At 53.3% G+C, this 14987-nt stretch carries 18 protein-coding genes; 7 read left to right on the forward strand and 11 right to left on the reverse strand.

What is annotated here, in order from left to right:
* Positions 1–42 precede the first annotated feature (42 nt).
* Complete coding sequence (gene ompW / locus HBM95_12765; GenBank protein NIH43802.1) at positions 43–675, reverse strand: outer membrane protein OmpW; 633 nt, start codon at positions 673–675, stop codon at positions 43–45.
* 282 nt (positions 676–957) lie between these two features.
* On the opposite strand from ompW, the gene HBM95_12770 reads away from it, so the two are divergent.
* From HBM95_12770 to yciA, 4 genes are all read left to right on the forward strand, one after another.
* Complete coding sequence (locus HBM95_12770) at positions 958–1362, forward strand: YkgJ family cysteine cluster protein (protein NIH43803.1); 405 nt, start codon at positions 958–960, stop codon at positions 1360–1362.
* A 25-nt stretch (positions 1363–1387) separates the two neighbouring features.
* The gene (locus HBM95_12775) at positions 1388–2131 is read left to right on the forward strand and encodes a UPF0259 family protein (protein ID NIH43804.1); all 744 of its coding nucleotides are present in this window, start codon (positions 1388–1390) and stop codon (positions 2129–2131) included.
* Between the two features lie 56 nt (positions 2132–2187).
* Positions 2188–2727 carry a septation protein A gene (locus HBM95_12780; GenBank protein ID NIH43805.1) on the forward strand — a complete coding sequence of 180 codons (540 nt, stop codon included), beginning with the start codon at positions 2188–2190 and terminating at the stop codon, positions 2725–2727.
* Between the two features lie 104 nt (positions 2728–2831).
* Entirely contained in the window at positions 2832–3227 is a 396-nt protein-coding gene (yciA, locus tag HBM95_12785) for an acyl-CoA thioester hydrolase YciA (GenBank protein ID NIH43806.1), read from the forward strand.
* Positions 3228–3265: 38 nt separating this feature from the next.
* On the opposite strand, the gene tonB is transcribed toward yciA, so the two are convergent.
* Entirely contained in the window at positions 3266–3988 is a 723-nt protein-coding gene (tonB, locus tag HBM95_12790; protein ID NIH43807.1) for a TonB system transport protein TonB, read from the reverse strand.
* A 222-nt stretch (positions 3989–4210) separates the two neighbouring features.
* Between tonB and HBM95_12795 the strand changes: the two genes are divergently transcribed.
* Positions 4211–4507 (forward strand): YciI family protein, encoded by a 297-nt coding sequence (locus HBM95_12795; protein ID NIH43808.1) that lies wholly within the window; start codon positions 4211–4213, stop codon positions 4505–4507.
* A gap of 45 nt (positions 4508–4552) precedes the next feature.
* Here HBM95_12795 and HBM95_12800 read toward each other — a convergent pair whose 3' ends face one another.
* The 3 genes from HBM95_12800 to HBM95_12810 all read right to left on the reverse strand — a co-directional run bounded on the left by HBM95_12800 (position 4553) and on the right by HBM95_12810 (position 6514).
* The gene (locus HBM95_12800; protein ID NIH43809.1) at positions 4553–5506 is read right to left on the reverse strand and encodes a MarR family transcriptional regulator; all 954 of its coding nucleotides are present in this window, start codon (positions 5504–5506) and stop codon (positions 4553–4555) included.
* Between the two features lie 92 nt (positions 5507–5598).
* Positions 5599–6234 carry a leucine efflux protein LeuE gene (leuE, locus tag HBM95_12805; protein NIH43810.1) on the reverse strand — a complete coding sequence of 212 codons (636 nt, stop codon included), beginning with the start codon at positions 6232–6234 and terminating at the stop codon, positions 5599–5601.
* A 106-nt stretch (positions 6235–6340) separates the two neighbouring features.
* On the reverse strand, positions 6341–6514 hold the full coding sequence (locus tag HBM95_12810) for a YciY family protein (protein NIH43811.1): 174 nt from the start codon (positions 6512–6514) through the stop codon (positions 6341–6343).
* A 144-nt stretch (positions 6515–6658) separates the two neighbouring features.
* Between HBM95_12810 and cls the strand changes: the two genes are divergently transcribed.
* Positions 6659–8119 carry a cardiolipin synthase gene (gene cls, locus HBM95_12815; GenBank protein ID NIH43812.1) on the forward strand — a complete coding sequence of 487 codons (1461 nt, stop codon included), beginning with the start codon at positions 6659–6661 and terminating at the stop codon, positions 8117–8119.
* A 33-nt stretch (positions 8120–8152) separates the two neighbouring features.
* On the forward strand, positions 8153–8482 hold the full coding sequence (locus HBM95_12820) for a YciU family protein (protein ID NIH43813.1): 330 nt from the start codon (positions 8153–8155) through the stop codon (positions 8480–8482).
* A gap of 31 nt (positions 8483–8513) precedes the next feature.
* Here the strand turns inward: HBM95_12820 and HBM95_12825 are convergent, their stop codons facing one another.
* The 6 genes from HBM95_12825 to oppA form a co-directional block, all read right to left on the reverse strand.
* A complete protein-coding gene (locus tag HBM95_12825) occupies positions 8514–9350 on the reverse strand; it encodes an ion transporter (protein NIH43814.1) in 837 nt (278 codons plus the stop codon).
* 47 nt (positions 9351–9397) lie between these two features.
* Complete coding sequence (gene oppF / locus HBM95_12830) at positions 9398–10402, reverse strand: murein tripeptide/oligopeptide ABC transporter ATP binding protein OppF (GenBank protein ID NIH43815.1); 1005 nt, start codon at positions 10400–10402, stop codon at positions 9398–9400.
* Complete coding sequence (locus tag HBM95_12835; protein ID NIH43816.1) at positions 10399–11412, reverse strand: ABC transporter ATP-binding protein; 1014 nt, start codon at positions 11410–11412, stop codon at positions 10399–10401. Before HBM95_12835 ends, oppF begins: the two co-directional genes overlap by 4 nt.
* 11 nt (positions 11413–11423) lie before the next feature.
* Positions 11424–12332, reverse strand: a complete 909-nt coding sequence (gene oppC, locus HBM95_12840; protein ID NIH43817.1) for an oligopeptide ABC transporter permease OppC — start codon at positions 12330–12332, stop codon at positions 11424–11426.
* A gap of 14 nt (positions 12333–12346) precedes the next feature.
* Positions 12347–13267 (reverse strand): oligopeptide ABC transporter permease OppB, encoded by a 921-nt coding sequence (gene oppB, locus HBM95_12845; GenBank protein NIH43818.1) that lies wholly within the window; start codon positions 13265–13267, stop codon positions 12347–12349.
* A gap of 83 nt (positions 13268–13350) precedes the next feature.
* The gene (gene oppA / locus HBM95_12850; GenBank protein NIH43819.1) at positions 13351–14982 is read right to left on the reverse strand and encodes an oligopeptide ABC transporter substrate-binding protein OppA; all 1632 of its coding nucleotides are present in this window, start codon (positions 14980–14982) and stop codon (positions 13351–13353) included.
* Positions 14983–14987 lie beyond the last annotated feature (5 nt).

Raw genomic sequence — 14987 nt, forward strand, 5'->3', positions numbered from 1 at the left:
ATACGAAATGCGCCCCTTCGGGGGCGCATCGAACAGCCTGAATTAGAAACGATAACCCGCAGAGAACATAAACACCCACGGATCCAGACGCGTATTGATGCTTTGCTGCTCACCGCCCGCCTTGAAGCGCACGTCCGTATCAATGTCCATGTACCAGACCGAGGCGTTGATCAGCCAGTCGCGGTTAATCAGATAGTCCAGACCAACCTGCCCCGCCATGCCCCACGAGTCTTTCAGGCTGAGATCGGAGAGACCTGCCTCTTTCCCGGTATCGTTGAATTTCTCATCGAAGAAGGTGGTGTAGTTGACACCTGCGCCAATATACGGACGCACCTTGCTGCTGGCATCGCCAAAGTACCATTGCGCCATCAGCGTTGGCGGCAAATGGTGAACCGTGGCGATATCACCGGTTGCCCCAAGACCGACCCGGTGACGGAACGGCGTTGCCGCCAGAAGCTCAACGCCAACGTTATCCGTCGCCATATAGGTGAACGTTAACCCCAACTGGGTGTTGTTACTGACGTTAAAACCGCCCATCCCCAGCACGTTATCCGAACCTTCAGTTGGGCGAACCGTGGCCGAACCGGCACGAATAAAGAACTCGCCTGCTTCATGCGCGTACGCGCCGCCAGAGAGACTGCTTAATACAAGGGCTGCCACCGCTAATTTTTTCATATCCGCTCCATCGTTGTGGTTTTAATCGCGGATGAGAATATACTCACAAAAGAGTAATAAGTGATCTGCCACAGATCACATTAAAACCAGTAAGTTAACATTCATTGATCTGGGTTAATTTTTTGTGGCGCCCTGAAAAGCAATAAGTTGTTTCTATGTCAATTTTTAGCATTTCACAGTTACAAAATTTTCTCTTTTCTCCCTCTTGCTCTTCCTCTGGCGGCTGGATAATTTATCGTTCTCACAAGTTGATTTGATGCGTTCTTCTTTTGCAGGTGTGCCATGAGTGAAGTTAACCCGTGCATGACGTGCGGAGCCTGTTGTGCGTATTTTCGAGTCTCTTTCTACTGGGCCGAAGCCAGCGATGGCGGCGGTACCGTTCCGGTTCATCTCACTGAGCCAGTCACTCCTTTTCTGCGGTGTATGCGCGGCACAAACCAAAAGCAGAGCCGCTGCGCGGCCTTACAGGGGGAGCCGGGCATCTCTACCCGGTGCGCTATCTATGAAGATCGCCCCAGCCCGTGCCGGGAATTTGCCATGTCCGGCGAAGATGGGCAGGTCAATGAAGCCTGTAATCGTGCCCGGGCACGCTTTGGATTACCGCCGTTTTACAAAGATATGCTTTTCCATACAAGCCTTGATGCTGCCACAGCAGGTGCATCCGGTGTACAATTGCCGGCTAATTAACACCTGCAATACTCAAGGAGAGTGCATGTCTATCACGGCGAAGTCTGTCTACCGTGACACGGGAAATTTTTTCCGCAATCAGTTCATTACCTTTTTACTGATCGCGTTGCTTTGCGCCTTTATCACTGTGGTGCTGGGTCATGCGTTCTCACCGAGTCAAGAACAGATTGCCAGCCTGAGCCAGGGCGACCATCTGGCAGGAAGCGTGGGGCTGTTTGAACTGGTGCAAAACATGACGCCGGAGCAGCAACAGATTCTGCTGCGGGCTTCTGCCGCATCCACTTTCTCCGGGCTCATTGGTAATGCGATTCTGGCAGGTGGCGTTCTGCTGATGATTCAGCTGGTGTCGGCGGGCCACCGGGTCAGCGCCTTACGGGCGATTGGAGCCAGCGCGCCGGTCTTACCTAAGCTGTTTATCCTGATCTTTTTAACCACCATGCTGGTGCAGATGGGGATTATGCTGGTCGTGGTGCCGGGTGTGTTACTCGCTATCGTGCTTGCTTTTGCTCCCGTGATGGTCGTGCAGGATAAAATGGGGATTTTTACCGCGATGCGCAGCAGCATCAGGCTGGCATGGGCGAACATGCGTCTGGTAGCGCCCGCCGTGATCGGCTGGCTGCTGGCAAAAACGCTCCTGCTCCTGTTTGCACCCAATTTTGCGGTATTAACCCCGAATGTTGGCGCGGTGGTCGCGAATACGCTGAGCAACCTGATTTCAGCGGTACTGCTGGTCTATCTGTTCCGCCTGTATATGTTAATTCGTCAGTAATCCTGATGCCGGGAGGATGATCTTTCCCGGCTCAACAGAGAAGATGGAATCACAGAATGAAGCAGTTTCTTGATTTTTTACCGCTGGTTGTCTTTTTCGCATTTTATAAGCTGTATGACATTTATGCTGCGACCACGGCGCTGATTATTGCGACTGCGGTTGTGCTGATCTACAGCTGGGTGCGCTACCGTAAAGTTGAAAAAATGGCGCTGGTGACGTTCGTCCTGGTCGCCGTATTCGGTGGACTAACCCTTTTCTTCCACAATGATGAATTCATTAAGTGGAAAGTTACGGTGATCTATGCGCTGTTTGCGGGTGCCTTACTGATCAGCCAGTGGGTGATGAAAAAACCTCTGATTCAGCGCATGCTCGGCAAAGAGCTGACGCTGCCTCAGGAGGTCTGGTCTCGCCTGAATATCGCCTGGGCGGTGTTCTTTATCCTTTGCGGTCTTGCCAATATCTATATTGCCTTCTGGCTGCCGCAAAACATTTGGGTCAACTTTAAGGTCTTCGGCCTGACGGCCCTGACGCTGATTTTCACCCTGCTAAGCGGCGTTTATATTTATCGCCACATGCCGCAGGACGATAAGCACTGATTGCTGACTGACCAGAACGTGTTCGACAGGCGTTCTGGTCTATTCTCTCCGCTGTGAAATCATAGTAGCATCCCGCCTGAAGTCTTCCGTTATGAGTTAAAACAATGACAACAAATAACGCCCCTCAGGGCGAACTGGTTTTACGCACACTGGCAATGCCCGCTGACACCAATGCCAATGGCGATATTTTTGGCGGCTGGCTGATGTCGCAGATGGATATGGGCGGCGCAATTCTGGCAAAAGAGATTGCTCATGGGCGCGTGGTGACCGTGCGGGTGGATGGAATGACCTTCCTGCGCCCGGTTGCGGTAGGTGATGTGGTTTGCTGTTACGCCCGTTGCGTAAAACGCGGCAATACCTCCATCTCCATCAACATTGAAGTCTGGGTGAAGAAAGTCTCTTCTGAACCGATTGGACAGCGCTATAAAGCAACTGAAGCGCTGTTTATTTATGTAGCTGTCGATAGCGAGGGTAAACCTCGTCAGCTTCCGCCAGCCTGAACGACAGGCAAAAAAAAGCCTCCTTCCGGAGGCTTTTCTTATTCCATCTGCGCCCCGCCATTAAGGCGGAAAACAATGTTCACGATCAGTCCACTACCCGGTTTACCGGGTTCGTAGCGCCATCTGCGCATCGCCGATTTCACTTCGCGCTCGAACATATTTGAAGGTTGAGCAGACAGGATTTCCACGTTATCAACGCGGCCATCCGCAGTGACGTCAAATTTCACCCGTACGCGGCCTTCAATGCGTAAGGCCTGAGCTCGCGCCGGGTACTGAGGCTGATTACGGCTCAACGCACGTGGGCCTGCCGGTGCGGCAACCGTCGGCTTCGCGGCCGGCGCGCTGTTATTCATAACCGGACGCGAAGGCGCCGTATTCTCGACCGGCTGGGTCGCGCGAGGTTCAACCGGGCGTTCTTCATGTTTTGGACGCTCTTCAATCTTCTTAACCGGCTTTGGCTTCGGCTTAGGTTTTGGCTTTGGTTCAGGTTTATGGATCACCACCGGTGCTTCCTTCGGTGGTTCCGGGACCGGCTCGGGTTCCGGCTCAGGCTCAGCAACAGGCTGTGGCGGGGGCGGCGCAACCTGCGGCGGTTCGAGATCCGCTGGCGAGACCATGGTCACCGAGATCGGCTGGGCGGGTGCGGGCATTTCAATAACCTGATGAACCGAAGTGTAGAGCAAACCCGCCACGACGGCACCGTGAATCACGACGGACAGCAGCGTCGGCCAGGGAAAGCGGCGAGGTAAATCAAGGGTCATCGAAGTCATAATCATCAACGTTAAAAAACCGAACTCCGATTTTAAATGCAAATAGCAATCATATTCAATAAGACACTTTGTTCTGGCGCAATTTAAGCGCTGGAGTGGTCAAAAAAGGGGCACTCAGATCGGGGGATTAACGTTGCTTTTATCTTTACATTGCAGTTAATTGCCCTTTCACATAACGTAACTGACACTTTATTACGCTTAAGGAGCTTCACCGTGCTTTACGTGATCTACTCTGAAGATGTCGCTGATTCCCTCGAAAAACGTCTCTCGGTTCGCCCTGCCCATCTGGCTCGCCTGCAGTTGCTCCAGGACGAAGGCCGTTTGTTGACCGCAGGTCCAATGCCTGCTGTTGACAGCAATGACCCTGGAGCCGCCGGTTTTTCTGGCTCCACGGTCATTGCGGAGTTTGAGTCTCAGGAAGCGGCGCAGGCCTGGGCTGACGCAGACCCATACGTTGCGGCGGGTGTGTATGCGAAAGTGACGGTGCGGCCATATAAGAAAGTGTTCTGATGTAAAAAGGCTCCGGGAGGAGCCTTTTATTGATCGCCAGTCAGTTCAGACATCTTTACGCCAGGTAAATTGCTGTTCTGTAATAAGGCTTCCCCATTGGTCACCTTCCCACTCTTTGGCTAACCTGAAACCAAGCGATTCATACAGACTTCTTGCGGCCGTCAGTTTATTGAATGTCCACAGATGTACGGCAGAAAAACCTGCGCTATCGCAAAAGCGCATCGCTTCGGTCAGAAGTTTTTTACCAACACCATATCCACGACAGCCGTCATCAAGAATAAACCAGCGAAGGTGAGCTTCCCCTGGCTTTAAATCTTCACCATCAATTGCCACCGAGCCGACAATTTTGTCGTTCAGTATTGCCAGCCAGACCTGGTTACAGGGCTTCTCCAGTCGCTCACTAAACTCGGCCAGCCCTGAGGCCACTTTCGCTTCGAAGAAGCGACCGAAATTATGCTCCCGGGAATAATAACTGCCATGCATCTCCACGATTCTACCAATCATTCCAGGCAGATAGCCCGACACAATTTTCAACGCGTCGGGTTGAACATTATCTGGCGTTTCACGGCCAGCCAGCAGCGCTCTGGCATAAAGTGAAAGACCCTGAGAGATCGTTTTCTGTTGCAACGGATCCAGTGTCTTTATGGCGTTCAACACGCGATCGCTGCTGTAGGTATTAATTTGTCTGACTGTTTCCTGACCTTTTGCCGTCAGTCGCAGGCGCTTCGTTCTGGCATCTTCGCTGGAAATGACTTCTTCAAGTTCACCTGCTGCAATCAGGCGCGCCAGCATCCGGCTGACGCTGGATTTTTCCAGACCTAACAATTGCACCAGTTGGCCAGCGGTCATTTCTTTCTGCAAATCAAGTTCGACAAGGGTATGAACAGCCGAGGGGGAATAATTCGTTGAGGCCAGCGTCGAGGCCATAAAGCCTAATTCGCGCACCATCAAACGTGAGGCGCTACGGATATCGCTGACAAGAGGGGTTTCGATGGGCATGTTATTATCTCCGCTATTTAGTTGTACTATACAACTAAATAGCGGAGAGTTGTCAAACATAAAAAAGGCTCCCTCAGGAGCCTATTGTCACATCAATGCAGCGACGCTAACCGCGCCGCAAATCCGACAAACAGCAGCCCTATCAGCCCGTTTCCCAACTTTGCCAGCTTCTTTTTGGTTTTCAGATAACGCGTGACAAACGCCCCGGAGAAGATCAGGAAGCTCATGTACATAAAGCTAATCAGCTCAAGCGTGGTGGCAAGGATCAGGAAAGAGGTCCCGGTATTTTGCGCATTCACGTCGATAAACTGCACAAAGAACGAAACGTAGAACAGAATCGCTTTTGGATTGGTCAGGCTCAGGACGAGGGAGCGTTTCATGATCGTGCTGGCCGGCTCGGTTCCGCTCTCTGGAGCGTTATTCTGACGGGTAATTACCGACCAGATCATTTTGCCCCCCAGCCACAGCAGATAGAAGGCCCCAAGATAGCGCACGATATTAAAGAGTACTGGGGTCGTCTGGATCAATGCCGCAACACCCGCCCAGGCCAGAAACATCAATACCGCATCACCGATAAACACACCGGTCGCGGCAAGATACCCTTTTTTCACTCCGTGACCAATCCCGGTTTTCAGCACAAACAGGGTGTTTGGCCCGGGAACCAGCACGATAAAAAATGCGCCAACGACATACGTCCAGAAATTCAGTACACCAAACTCCGCAAACACCTCTCCCTCCTTTTGCTAAAAATAACCGGAATATCGACGCAATAACGATATTCGCAAAATCAGACACTATAAAATCAGCGGGCACCTTGCGGTGCCCTCATGGGTTTCAGATATCCTGGACTGCGAACAGCAACGCATTGCGGTGCCGGGTCAATCCACATTTTCTGATGGCGTGGATACGCATATTGCGGCGGGATTGTGCTTCCAGCCAACGAGCCTTACGACGACTCACCTGTCGCAACATGCGCCAGCGCCCTACTTCTGTTCTACTGCGCTTCATGTCTACAACTCTTTCTCAAACAGAGTCGCCATTATAAACCCAACCCGGCAGCAAACCAGCGCTTTTACCTGGCGTTTTTATTTGCCAGATGAATCCTGATGCGTACACTCATAACAATACGCTTTCAAAAGGATTTTTTTAACTATGACAACCTTCTACACCGTGGTGAGTTGGCTGGTCATTCTGGGATACTGGCTGTTAATCGCGGGTGTGACGTTACGCATCCTGATGAAGCGCAGAGCCGTACCCTCTGCCATGGCCTGGCTTCTGATCATTTATATCCTCCCACTGGTGGGAATTATTGCCTATCTCTCTTTCGGTGAGCTTCATTTGGGTAAACGCCGGGCCGAGCGGGCGCGTGCCATGTGGCCTTCCACCGCGAAATGGCTTAACGATCTCAAAGCCTGCAAGCATATCTTTGCCGAGGAGAACAGTAGCGTCGCCTCCTCGCTGTTTAAGCTCTGCGAGCGCCGCCAGGGGATTGGCGGCGTGAAGGGCAATCAGCTCCAGCTACTGACGTCGTCCGATGATGTCATGCAGGCGTTGATTCGCGATATTCAACTGGCTCGCCATAATATTGAGATGGTGTTTTATATCTGGCAGCCCGGCGGCATGGCTGACCAGGTCGCTGAGTCGCTGATGGCGGCCGCACGCCGGGGGATCCACTGCCGTCTGATGCTGGACTCCGCGGGCAGCGTGGCATTTTTCCGTAGCCCCTGGGCGGGCATGATGCGTAACGCCGGTATCGAGGTGGTTGAGGCGCTGAAGGTTAATCTCCTGCGCGTGTTTCTGCGCCGGATGGACCTTCGCCAGCACCGTAAAATGGTCATGATCGATAACTATATTGCCTACACAGGCAGTATGAACATGGTTGACCCGCGCTTCTTTAAACAGGATTCCGGCGTCGGGCAATGGGTGGATCTGATGGCGCGAATGGAGGGGCCGATTGCCACCTCGATGGGCATCGTGTACTCCTGCGACTGGGAAATAGAGACCGGCAAGCGTATCCTGCCGCCGCCGCCGGATGGCAATATCATGCCGTTTGAAGAGGCCAGCGGCCATACAATTCATACCATCGCCTCCGGACCAGGCTTCCCGGAGGACTTGATTCATCAGGCGCTGCTGACGGCAACCTACTCCGCGCGTGAATATCTGATCATGACGACGCCCTACTTTGTCCCCAGCGATGACCTGCTGCACGCGATTTGTACCGCAGCGCAGCGCGGTGTCGATGTGAGTATCATTCTGCCGCGCAAAAATGACTCCCTTCTGGTGGGCTGGGCCAGCCGTGCCTTCTTTAGCGAACTGCTGGCTGCCGGGGTGAAAATTTATCAGTTTGAAGGCGGGCTATTGCACACCAAGAGCGTGCTGGTCGACGGCGAGTTAAGCCTGGTGGGCACGGTTAACCTTGATATGCGCAGCCTGTGGCTAAACTTTGAAATCACCCTGGTGATTGATGACGCTGGCTTTGGCGGTGACCTGGCGGCAGTTCAGGATGACTATATCTCCCGCTCGCGACTGCTGGATGCCAGGCTGTGGGTAAAACGTCCGCTATGGCAGCGAATAGCTGAACGACTGTTTTACTTCTTTAGTCCGTTGCTGTAAAACGTGCCCAACGATGTTAAACAGGTAGTCATCATGGAAATGGATCTGAACAATCGCCTGACCGAAGACGAAACGCTCGAGCAGGCCTATGACATTTTTCTCGAACTGGCGGTTGATAACCTCGATCCCGCAGACGTGATCCTCTTTAATCTGCAGTTCGAAGAGCGCGGCGGTGCCGAATTGTTCGACCCTTCAGAGGACTGGGCCGAACATGTGGATTTCGACCTGAATCCTGACTTCTTTGCCGAAGTGGTAATTGGGCTGGCTGACGAAGATGGAGGGGAAATTAACGACATCTTCGCCCGCGTCCTGCTGTGTCGCGAGAAAGACCACAAGCTGTGCCATATACTCTGGCGCGAATAATAAAAAAGGCTGCGATGGCAGCCTTTTTTATTTAATCCGGTAACGCACTTCCACAGCGGTTGCAAAACCGCGCGCTGTGTTCATGATCGGCCTGGTGGCAGTTCGGACATTTGCGCCGCTGTTTATGGTTCTGAAACGCGCTGCTCATGTGCGTGGTGATAAGCCCCGTCGGGATGGCAATAACCGAGTACCCAATCAGAATCAGCACGGATGCCACTATCCGCCCCAGCGGCGTATGGGGCGTGATATCGCCATACCCCACGGTCGTAACGGTCACTATCGCCCAGTAGACGGACGCATTGAGCGTCGCGAAGCCATATTTCGGCCCTTCTATCAAATACATCAGCGCGCCGAAAACAATCATGACGATGGCAATAAACGAATAGAAAAGAATAAGCTGGTGTCGTGCGCTGACGATCGCGCTCCAGAATACCCGCAGCGACGGCATAAAGCGCAGCAACTTCAGGATACGTAATACCCGAATAACGCGCATCGCTCGCCAGGCGAAAACATAGTTGAGGCTGATCTCCGGCCACAACCACATCACATAGAGCGGCAGGATAGTGGCTAAATCAATGAAGCCCCAGAAGCTGAAGACGTACTTTGCCGGGTTGGGCCAACAAACTACCCGCAAAATATACTCAGCGGTAAAGACCAGGGTGATAATCAATTCCAGCCAGACAAAGGCATGCCATTCCTCAAATGTCAGGTGATACTGCGTACCAACACCCGATTCAATAAATATGACCACTACGCTGAGTAGCGCAAAGAGCGCGCAGAGACCTTCAAAACGGCGTCCCGATACCGTTTCAGGATCGAATAAAAGATGATAGAGCCGACGACGGGCTGAGGTGAATAAACGCGACACAATAACCTCGCAAAAAATAAGGGCTGACATCATGTCAGCCCTTACGATTATAACGGGTCTACTTTCAGGCAGGAAACCGCATGTCGGAAACTGCCTTCCAGAACCGGTCGCGTTTTCGCACATTCCGGCCCCGCCATCGGGCATCGCGTGCGGAACACGCAGCCCGACGGCGGGTTAATTGGCGACGGCAATTCCCCTTCCAGAAGCTGAATCGTTTTATTCTTTTCCAGATCGGGGTCGGGGATCGGCACCGCCGACATCAGCGCTCTGGTGTAAGGGTGCAGCGGGTTGTGGTACACCTCATCGTAGGTACCTAACTCCACGGCATGGCCCAGATACATCACCAGCACGCGGTCTGAGATGTGTTTTACCACCGCCAGGTCGTGCGCGATAAAGATCAGCGACAGCCCCATTTCTCGTTGCAGCTTCTGAAGCAGGTTCACCACCTGCGCCTGAATAGACACGTCCAGCGCGGAAACCGGCTCATCACAGATTATCAGCTTAGGTTCGAGGATCAGCGCACGAGCAATACCAATACGCTGGCACTGGCCGCCGGAGAATTCGTGCGGATAACGGTTGATGAGGTTAGGCAACAGGCCGACTTTCAGCATCATCGCCTTCACGCGGTCGCGCACTTCCTGACGCGACATCTTAGGATGATAGGTGCGCAGCGGCTCGGCGATAATCTCACCGATGGTCATGCGCGGGTTTAATGACGCCAGCGGATCCTGGAAAATCATCTGGATATCGCTGCGCACGTCGCGCCACTCGTCGGGCTTCATGCCCAGCAGATCTTTACCCAGCCAGGCTACTTTGCCGCCGGTGGCTTTCACCAGTCCGATAATCGCACGCGCAAAGGTGGATTTACCGCAGCCAGACTCTCCCACCACACCCAGGGTCTCCCCTTCGTACAGGCGCAGCGTGACGCCATCCACCGCTTTCAGGGTCTTCGGCGGCTGCCAGAACCACTGTTTGCCGTCTTTGATGTCGAAATGCACCTTGAGGTCAGCGATTTCGAGAAGCACGTTGCGTTTTTCATCTACTGCGTTCATACCAGCTCCTCCTGCGGCTTAAAGCAGGCGCGCAGACGGCCTGGGGCAAATTCTTCCAGCGGCGGCGCGCTGTTGCAGATTTCCATTGCGTGCGGGCAGCGCGGCTGGAATGGACAGCCTTTCGGCAGACGCAGCAGGTTTGGCGGGTTGCCAGGAATGGTGAGCAGGGATTCCCCTTCCGCATCAAGACGCGGCACCGCGTTCAGCAGGCCAATGGAGTAAGGATGGGCAGGCTGATAGAACACGTCACGCGCTTTGCCGTATTCCATGGTGCGCCCGGCATACATCACCAGCACTTTGTCACAGATACCTGCCACGACACCAAGATCGTGGGTGATCATGATAATCGCCGTGTTGAACTCACGCTTAAGCTCGTTCAACAGGGTCATGATTTGCGCCTGAACGGTCACGTCCAGCGCGGTAGTCGGTTCATCGGCAATCAGCAGCTTCGGCCGACACAGCAGCGCCATCGCAATCATCACGCGCTGACGCATACCGCCGGAAAACTCGTGCGGGAACATGCGCATGCGCTTGCGCGCTTCCGGCATTTTCACCGCATCCAGCATTTTCACGGATTCCTCAAAGGCTTCCGCTTTGCCCAGGCCTTTGTGCAGCATCAGGACTTCCATAAGCTGCTCGCCGACGCGCATATACGGGTTCAGCGAAGTCATCGGATCCTGGAAAATCATTGAGATTTGTTCGGCGCGAAGCTTGTTCAGCTCGTGCTCCGGTAAGTTGAGGATTTCACGGCCGTTGAATTTTGCCGAACCGCCAATCACGCCGTTCGCGGCCAGCAGGCCCATCAGCGCAAAAGCGGTCTGGGATTTTCCGGAACCGGATTCCCCCACGATCCCCAGCGTTTCACCTTTGCTCAGGTTAAAGTTGAGATCGTTGACTGCGGTCACATCCCCGTCCGGCGTTTTAAAGGTCACGCGGAGGTCTTTCACATCCAGCAGAAGGTTGCTCTGCTGTTGCGCCTGAGGCGCGGTGGCCGTTTCAATTATTGTCATGACGGCGCTCCTTAACGGTCTTTCGGGTCGAGGGCATCACGCAGGCCATCGCCGATAAAGTTAAAACAAAACAGGGTGACGACCAGGAAACCCGCCGGATAAAGCAACAGCCACGGTGAAACTTCCATCGAGTTTGCGCCGTCGCTCAGCAGCGCGCCCCAGCTGCTCAGTGGCTCCTGCGTACCCAGCCCCAGGAAGCTGAGGAAGGATTCAAACAGGATCATGCTTGGCACCAGCAGTGATGCATAGACCACCACCACGCCCAGCACGTTAGGCACGATATGACGAACCACGATATTACTGGTTGATACGCCCCCTACCTGCGCCGCTTCGATAAACTCTTTGCGTTTGAGGCTCAGCGTCTGGCCGCGCACGATACGCGCCATATCCAGCCAGGAAACCATCCCGATAGCCACGAAGATCAACAGGATGTTCTGGCCAAAGAAGGTCACCAGCAAAATAACGAAGAACATAAACGGGAAGGAGTTCAGGATTTCCAGCAAACGCATCATCACTGAGTCTACTTTGCCGCCAAGGTAGCCGGAGAGCGCGCCGTAAAGCGTCCCCACAATCACCGCCACCAGCGCAGCGGCGATACCGACCATCAGGGAAATACGACCACCAATCGCCACGCGCACCAGCAAATCACGGCCGGATGAATCGGTACCGAAATAGTGGCCAGACTCCATATCCGGCGCGCTGGACATCATGCCCCAGTCCGTATCGAAATAGGTAAATTGCGACAGCATAGGTGCCAGGGTCACAAAAAGCGCGATGATCACCAGAACCACCAGGCTGGCGACCGCGGCACGGTTGTGCATAAAGCGACGGCGCGCGTCCTGCCAGAGGCTACGACCTTCTACTTCCAGTTTTTCACTGAAGTTTTCCAGCACCTCGCTGTTTTTCTTACTCAACATCATGGCGTGCTCCAGCGTTAGTAACGGATTTTCGGGTCGATAACGGCATACAGCACATCGACAACGGCGTTAAAGAGAATGGTCAGCGCGCCCACAAGGATCGTGAGGCTCAGAACGAGCGAGTAGTCACGGTTAAGCGCCCCGTTAACGAACAGCTGACCAATGCCCGGCAGGCCATAGATCGTTTCGATAACCATTGAACCCGTAATGATGCCGACGAATGCCGGTCCCATATAGGAAAGCACTGGCAGCAGCGCCGGCTTGAGCGCGTGGCGGAAGATGATCCGGCGCATCGGCAGCCCTTTCGCGCGTGCGGTACGGATGAAGTTTGAGTGCAGCACTTCGATCATAGAACCACGGGTGATACGCGCAATACTGGCGATGTATGCCAGCGATAATGCCACCATCGGTAAAATCATGAACTTCAAAGCCCCGCCGTTCCAGCCGCCCCCGGGCAGCCATTTCAGCGTGATGGCAAATATCATCACCAGCAATGGCGCGACAACGAAACTGGGTATCACTACCCCGGTCATTGCCACCCCCATTACGGCATAATCCCATTTGGTATTTTGTCTGAGCGCGGCGATAACGCCTGCGGTGACTCCGAGAACGACGGCCAGAATGAATGCTGCAGCACCCAGTTTTGCCGACACCGGGAAGCTGGAGGCCACCAGGTCGTTAACGGAATAGTCTTTATATTTAAATGACGGTCCAAAATCACCGTGCGCCAGCTGCTTCAGATAGTTGAAGTATTGGGTGGTGATGGGATCGTTTAAGTGATACTTCGCCTCGATGTTCGCCATAACTTCCGGCGGCAGCGTGCGTTCACCGGTAAATGGACTTCCCGGCGCGAGACGCATCATAAAGAAGGAAATCGTAATTAGAATAAATAGCGTTGGTATCGCTTCTAAGCAGCGACGCAGGATAAATTTCAACATTGCCCGTACCTTCTGGCGTGTGCCTGATGAATGTTACAAAGTAGACACAGTGGGGCAAGCCAGGCTCGCCCCACGTATTGCCATTAATGCTTGATAATATAGAGATTCTTAACGGAAATATTATCCAACGGGTCTTTACCGGTATAACCCCCTACCCACGGTTTCACCAGACGGGCGTTAACGTAGTAGTAAACCGGTACAATTGCAGAGTCTTTATCGAGCTGCTCTTCTGATTTCGCGTACAGCTCTGCGCGCTGCGCATCGTCAGACACTTTCAGCGTTTCGGCGATGATCTTGTCGAACGCCGGGCTCTTATAGTGCGCCGTGTTGTTGGAACTGTCGCTGAGCATGGTGTTCAGGAATGAGGTTGGTTCGTTATAGTCCGCACACCAGCCCGCACGCGCCACGTCGAAGGTCCCCTGATGACGCGTATCGAGGAAGGTTTTCCACTCCTGGTTTTCCAGCTTAACGTTCACGCCCAGGTTTTTCTTCCAGATAGACGCCACCGCAATCGCCAGTTTCTTATGCAGATCTGATGTGTTGTACAGCAGGTTAAACGTCAGCGGTTTATCTGCGGTGTATCCTGCTTCAGCCAGCAGTTTTTTCGCCTCTTCGTTTCGTTTTTCCTGTGACCACTTGAACCACTCAGGCTCAACCAGCTTCATCCCATCGGTATACGGAGGTGTGTAGCTGTACGCTGGCAGATCGCCCTGGTTTTTCACTTTGTTCACGATAATATCGCGATCCAGTGCCAGCTTCAGCGCAGTACGAACGCGCACGTCGGTGAACGGTGCTTTCTGGTTGTTGATTTCGTAGTAATAGGTGCACAGATACGGATCGACGTGAACTTCTTTCGGGATCTCTTTCTTCAGCTTCTGGAACAGTTCAATCGGCATGTTGTTATAGGTCATGTCGATTTCGCCGCTGCGGTAGCGGTTAACGTCGGTCACTTCGGAAGAGATTGGCAGGTAGGTGACCTGATTAATAACGGTCTTAGCGTTATCCCAGTACTGCGGGTTACGCTCCAGCACCATACGTTCGTTGACCACCCAGTCTTTGAGCTTATAGGCACCGTTGGTCACGATATTGGCAGGCTGTGTCCATTTTTCACCAAATTTTTCGACAGCGGATTTTGGTACAGGCGATACGGACGGGTGAACCAGCAGCTTATAGAAGTACGGAACAGGTTCGCTCAACGTCACTTCAAAGGTATTAGCATCAATCGCCTTCACGCCCAGGTCGGTGACCGGCTTTTTACCAGCGATGATGTCATCGATATTGGCGATGTGGCCATACTGCAGATAGCTCGCATACGGAGAAGCGGTGTTTGGATTCGCCAGACGCTGCCAGCTATACACGAAATCTTCGGCGGTAACCGGTGTACCGTCGGACCATTTGGCATCTTTACGCAGATGGAAGGTCCAGACTTTGAAATCTTTGTTTTCCCACTTTTCTGCCACACCCGGTGCCGGGTGGCCGTCTACGTCAGTCACCAGCAAGCCTTCGAAAAGGTCGCGGTTAACGTTCGACTCAGGAACGCCTTCAATTTTGTGCGGGTCGAGAGACTGCACTTCCGCACCGTTGTTACGAACCAGCGTCTGTTTCTCCGCCAGTTGAACACCTGCAGGAACGTCCGCAGCCATTGCAGCGTTGCCCGCGATTAGCGCAGTTAAAATCCCCGCCGCTACCAGATTTTTTTTTGTGATGATGGACATTGTGT

Source organism: Enterobacter asburiae, from assembly GCA_011754535.1.
Lineage (GTDB): Bacteria > Pseudomonadota > Gammaproteobacteria > Enterobacterales > Enterobacteriaceae > Enterobacter > Enterobacter cloacae_N.

What these genes read in the sequence shown, in the direction of transcription:
- HBM95_12770 (NIH43803.1), top strand. Translation starts at nt 958, where the DNA reads ATGAGTGAAGTTAACCCGTGCATGACGTGCGGAGCCTGTTGTGCGTAT.
- cls (NIH43812.1), top strand. Translation starts at nt 6,659, where the DNA reads ATGACAACCTTCTACACCGTGGTGAGTTGGCTGGTCATTCTGGGATAC.
- HBM95_12800 (NIH43809.1), bottom strand. Translation starts at nt 5,506, where the DNA reads ATGCCCATCGAAACCCCTCTTGTCAGCGATATCCGTAGCGCCTCACGT.
- HBM95_12775 (NIH43804.1), top strand. Translation starts at nt 1,388, where the DNA reads ATGTCTATCACGGCGAAGTCTGTCTACCGTGACACGGGAAATTTTTTC.
- oppC (NIH43817.1), bottom strand. Translation starts at nt 12,332, where the DNA reads ATGATGTTGAGTAAGAAAAACAGCGAGGTGCTGGAAAACTTCAGTGAA.
- oppA (NIH43819.1), bottom strand. Translation starts at nt 14,982, where the DNA reads ATGTCCATCATCACAAAAAAAAATCTGGTAGCGGCGGGGATTTTAACT.
- HBM95_12810 (NIH43811.1), bottom strand. Translation starts at nt 6,514, where the DNA reads ATGAAGCGCAGTAGAACAGAAGTAGGGCGCTGGCGCATGTTGCGACAG.
- oppF (NIH43815.1), bottom strand. Translation starts at nt 10,402, where the DNA reads ATGAACGCAGTAGATGAAAAACGCAACGTGCTTCTCGAAATCGCTGAC.
- tonB (NIH43807.1), bottom strand. Translation starts at nt 3,988, where the DNA reads ATGACCCTTGATTTACCTCGCCGCTTTCCCTGGCCGACGCTGCTGTCC.
- HBM95_12820 (NIH43813.1), top strand. Translation starts at nt 8,153, where the DNA reads ATGGAAATGGATCTGAACAATCGCCTGACCGAAGACGAAACGCTCGAG.
- ompW (NIH43802.1), bottom strand. Translation starts at nt 675, where the DNA reads ATGAAAAAATTAGCGGTGGCAGCCCTTGTATTAAGCAGTCTCTCTGGC.
- oppB (NIH43818.1), bottom strand. Translation starts at nt 13,267, where the DNA reads ATGTTGAAATTTATCCTGCGTCGCTGCTTAGAAGCGATACCAACGCTA.
- HBM95_12780 (NIH43805.1), top strand. Translation starts at nt 2,188, where the DNA reads ATGAAGCAGTTTCTTGATTTTTTACCGCTGGTTGTCTTTTTCGCATTT.
- HBM95_12835 (NIH43816.1), bottom strand. Translation starts at nt 11,412, where the DNA reads ATGACAATAATTGAAACGGCCACCGCGCCTCAGGCGCAACAGCAGAGC.
- yciA (NIH43806.1), top strand. Translation starts at nt 2,832, where the DNA reads ATGACAACAAATAACGCCCCTCAGGGCGAACTGGTTTTACGCACACTG.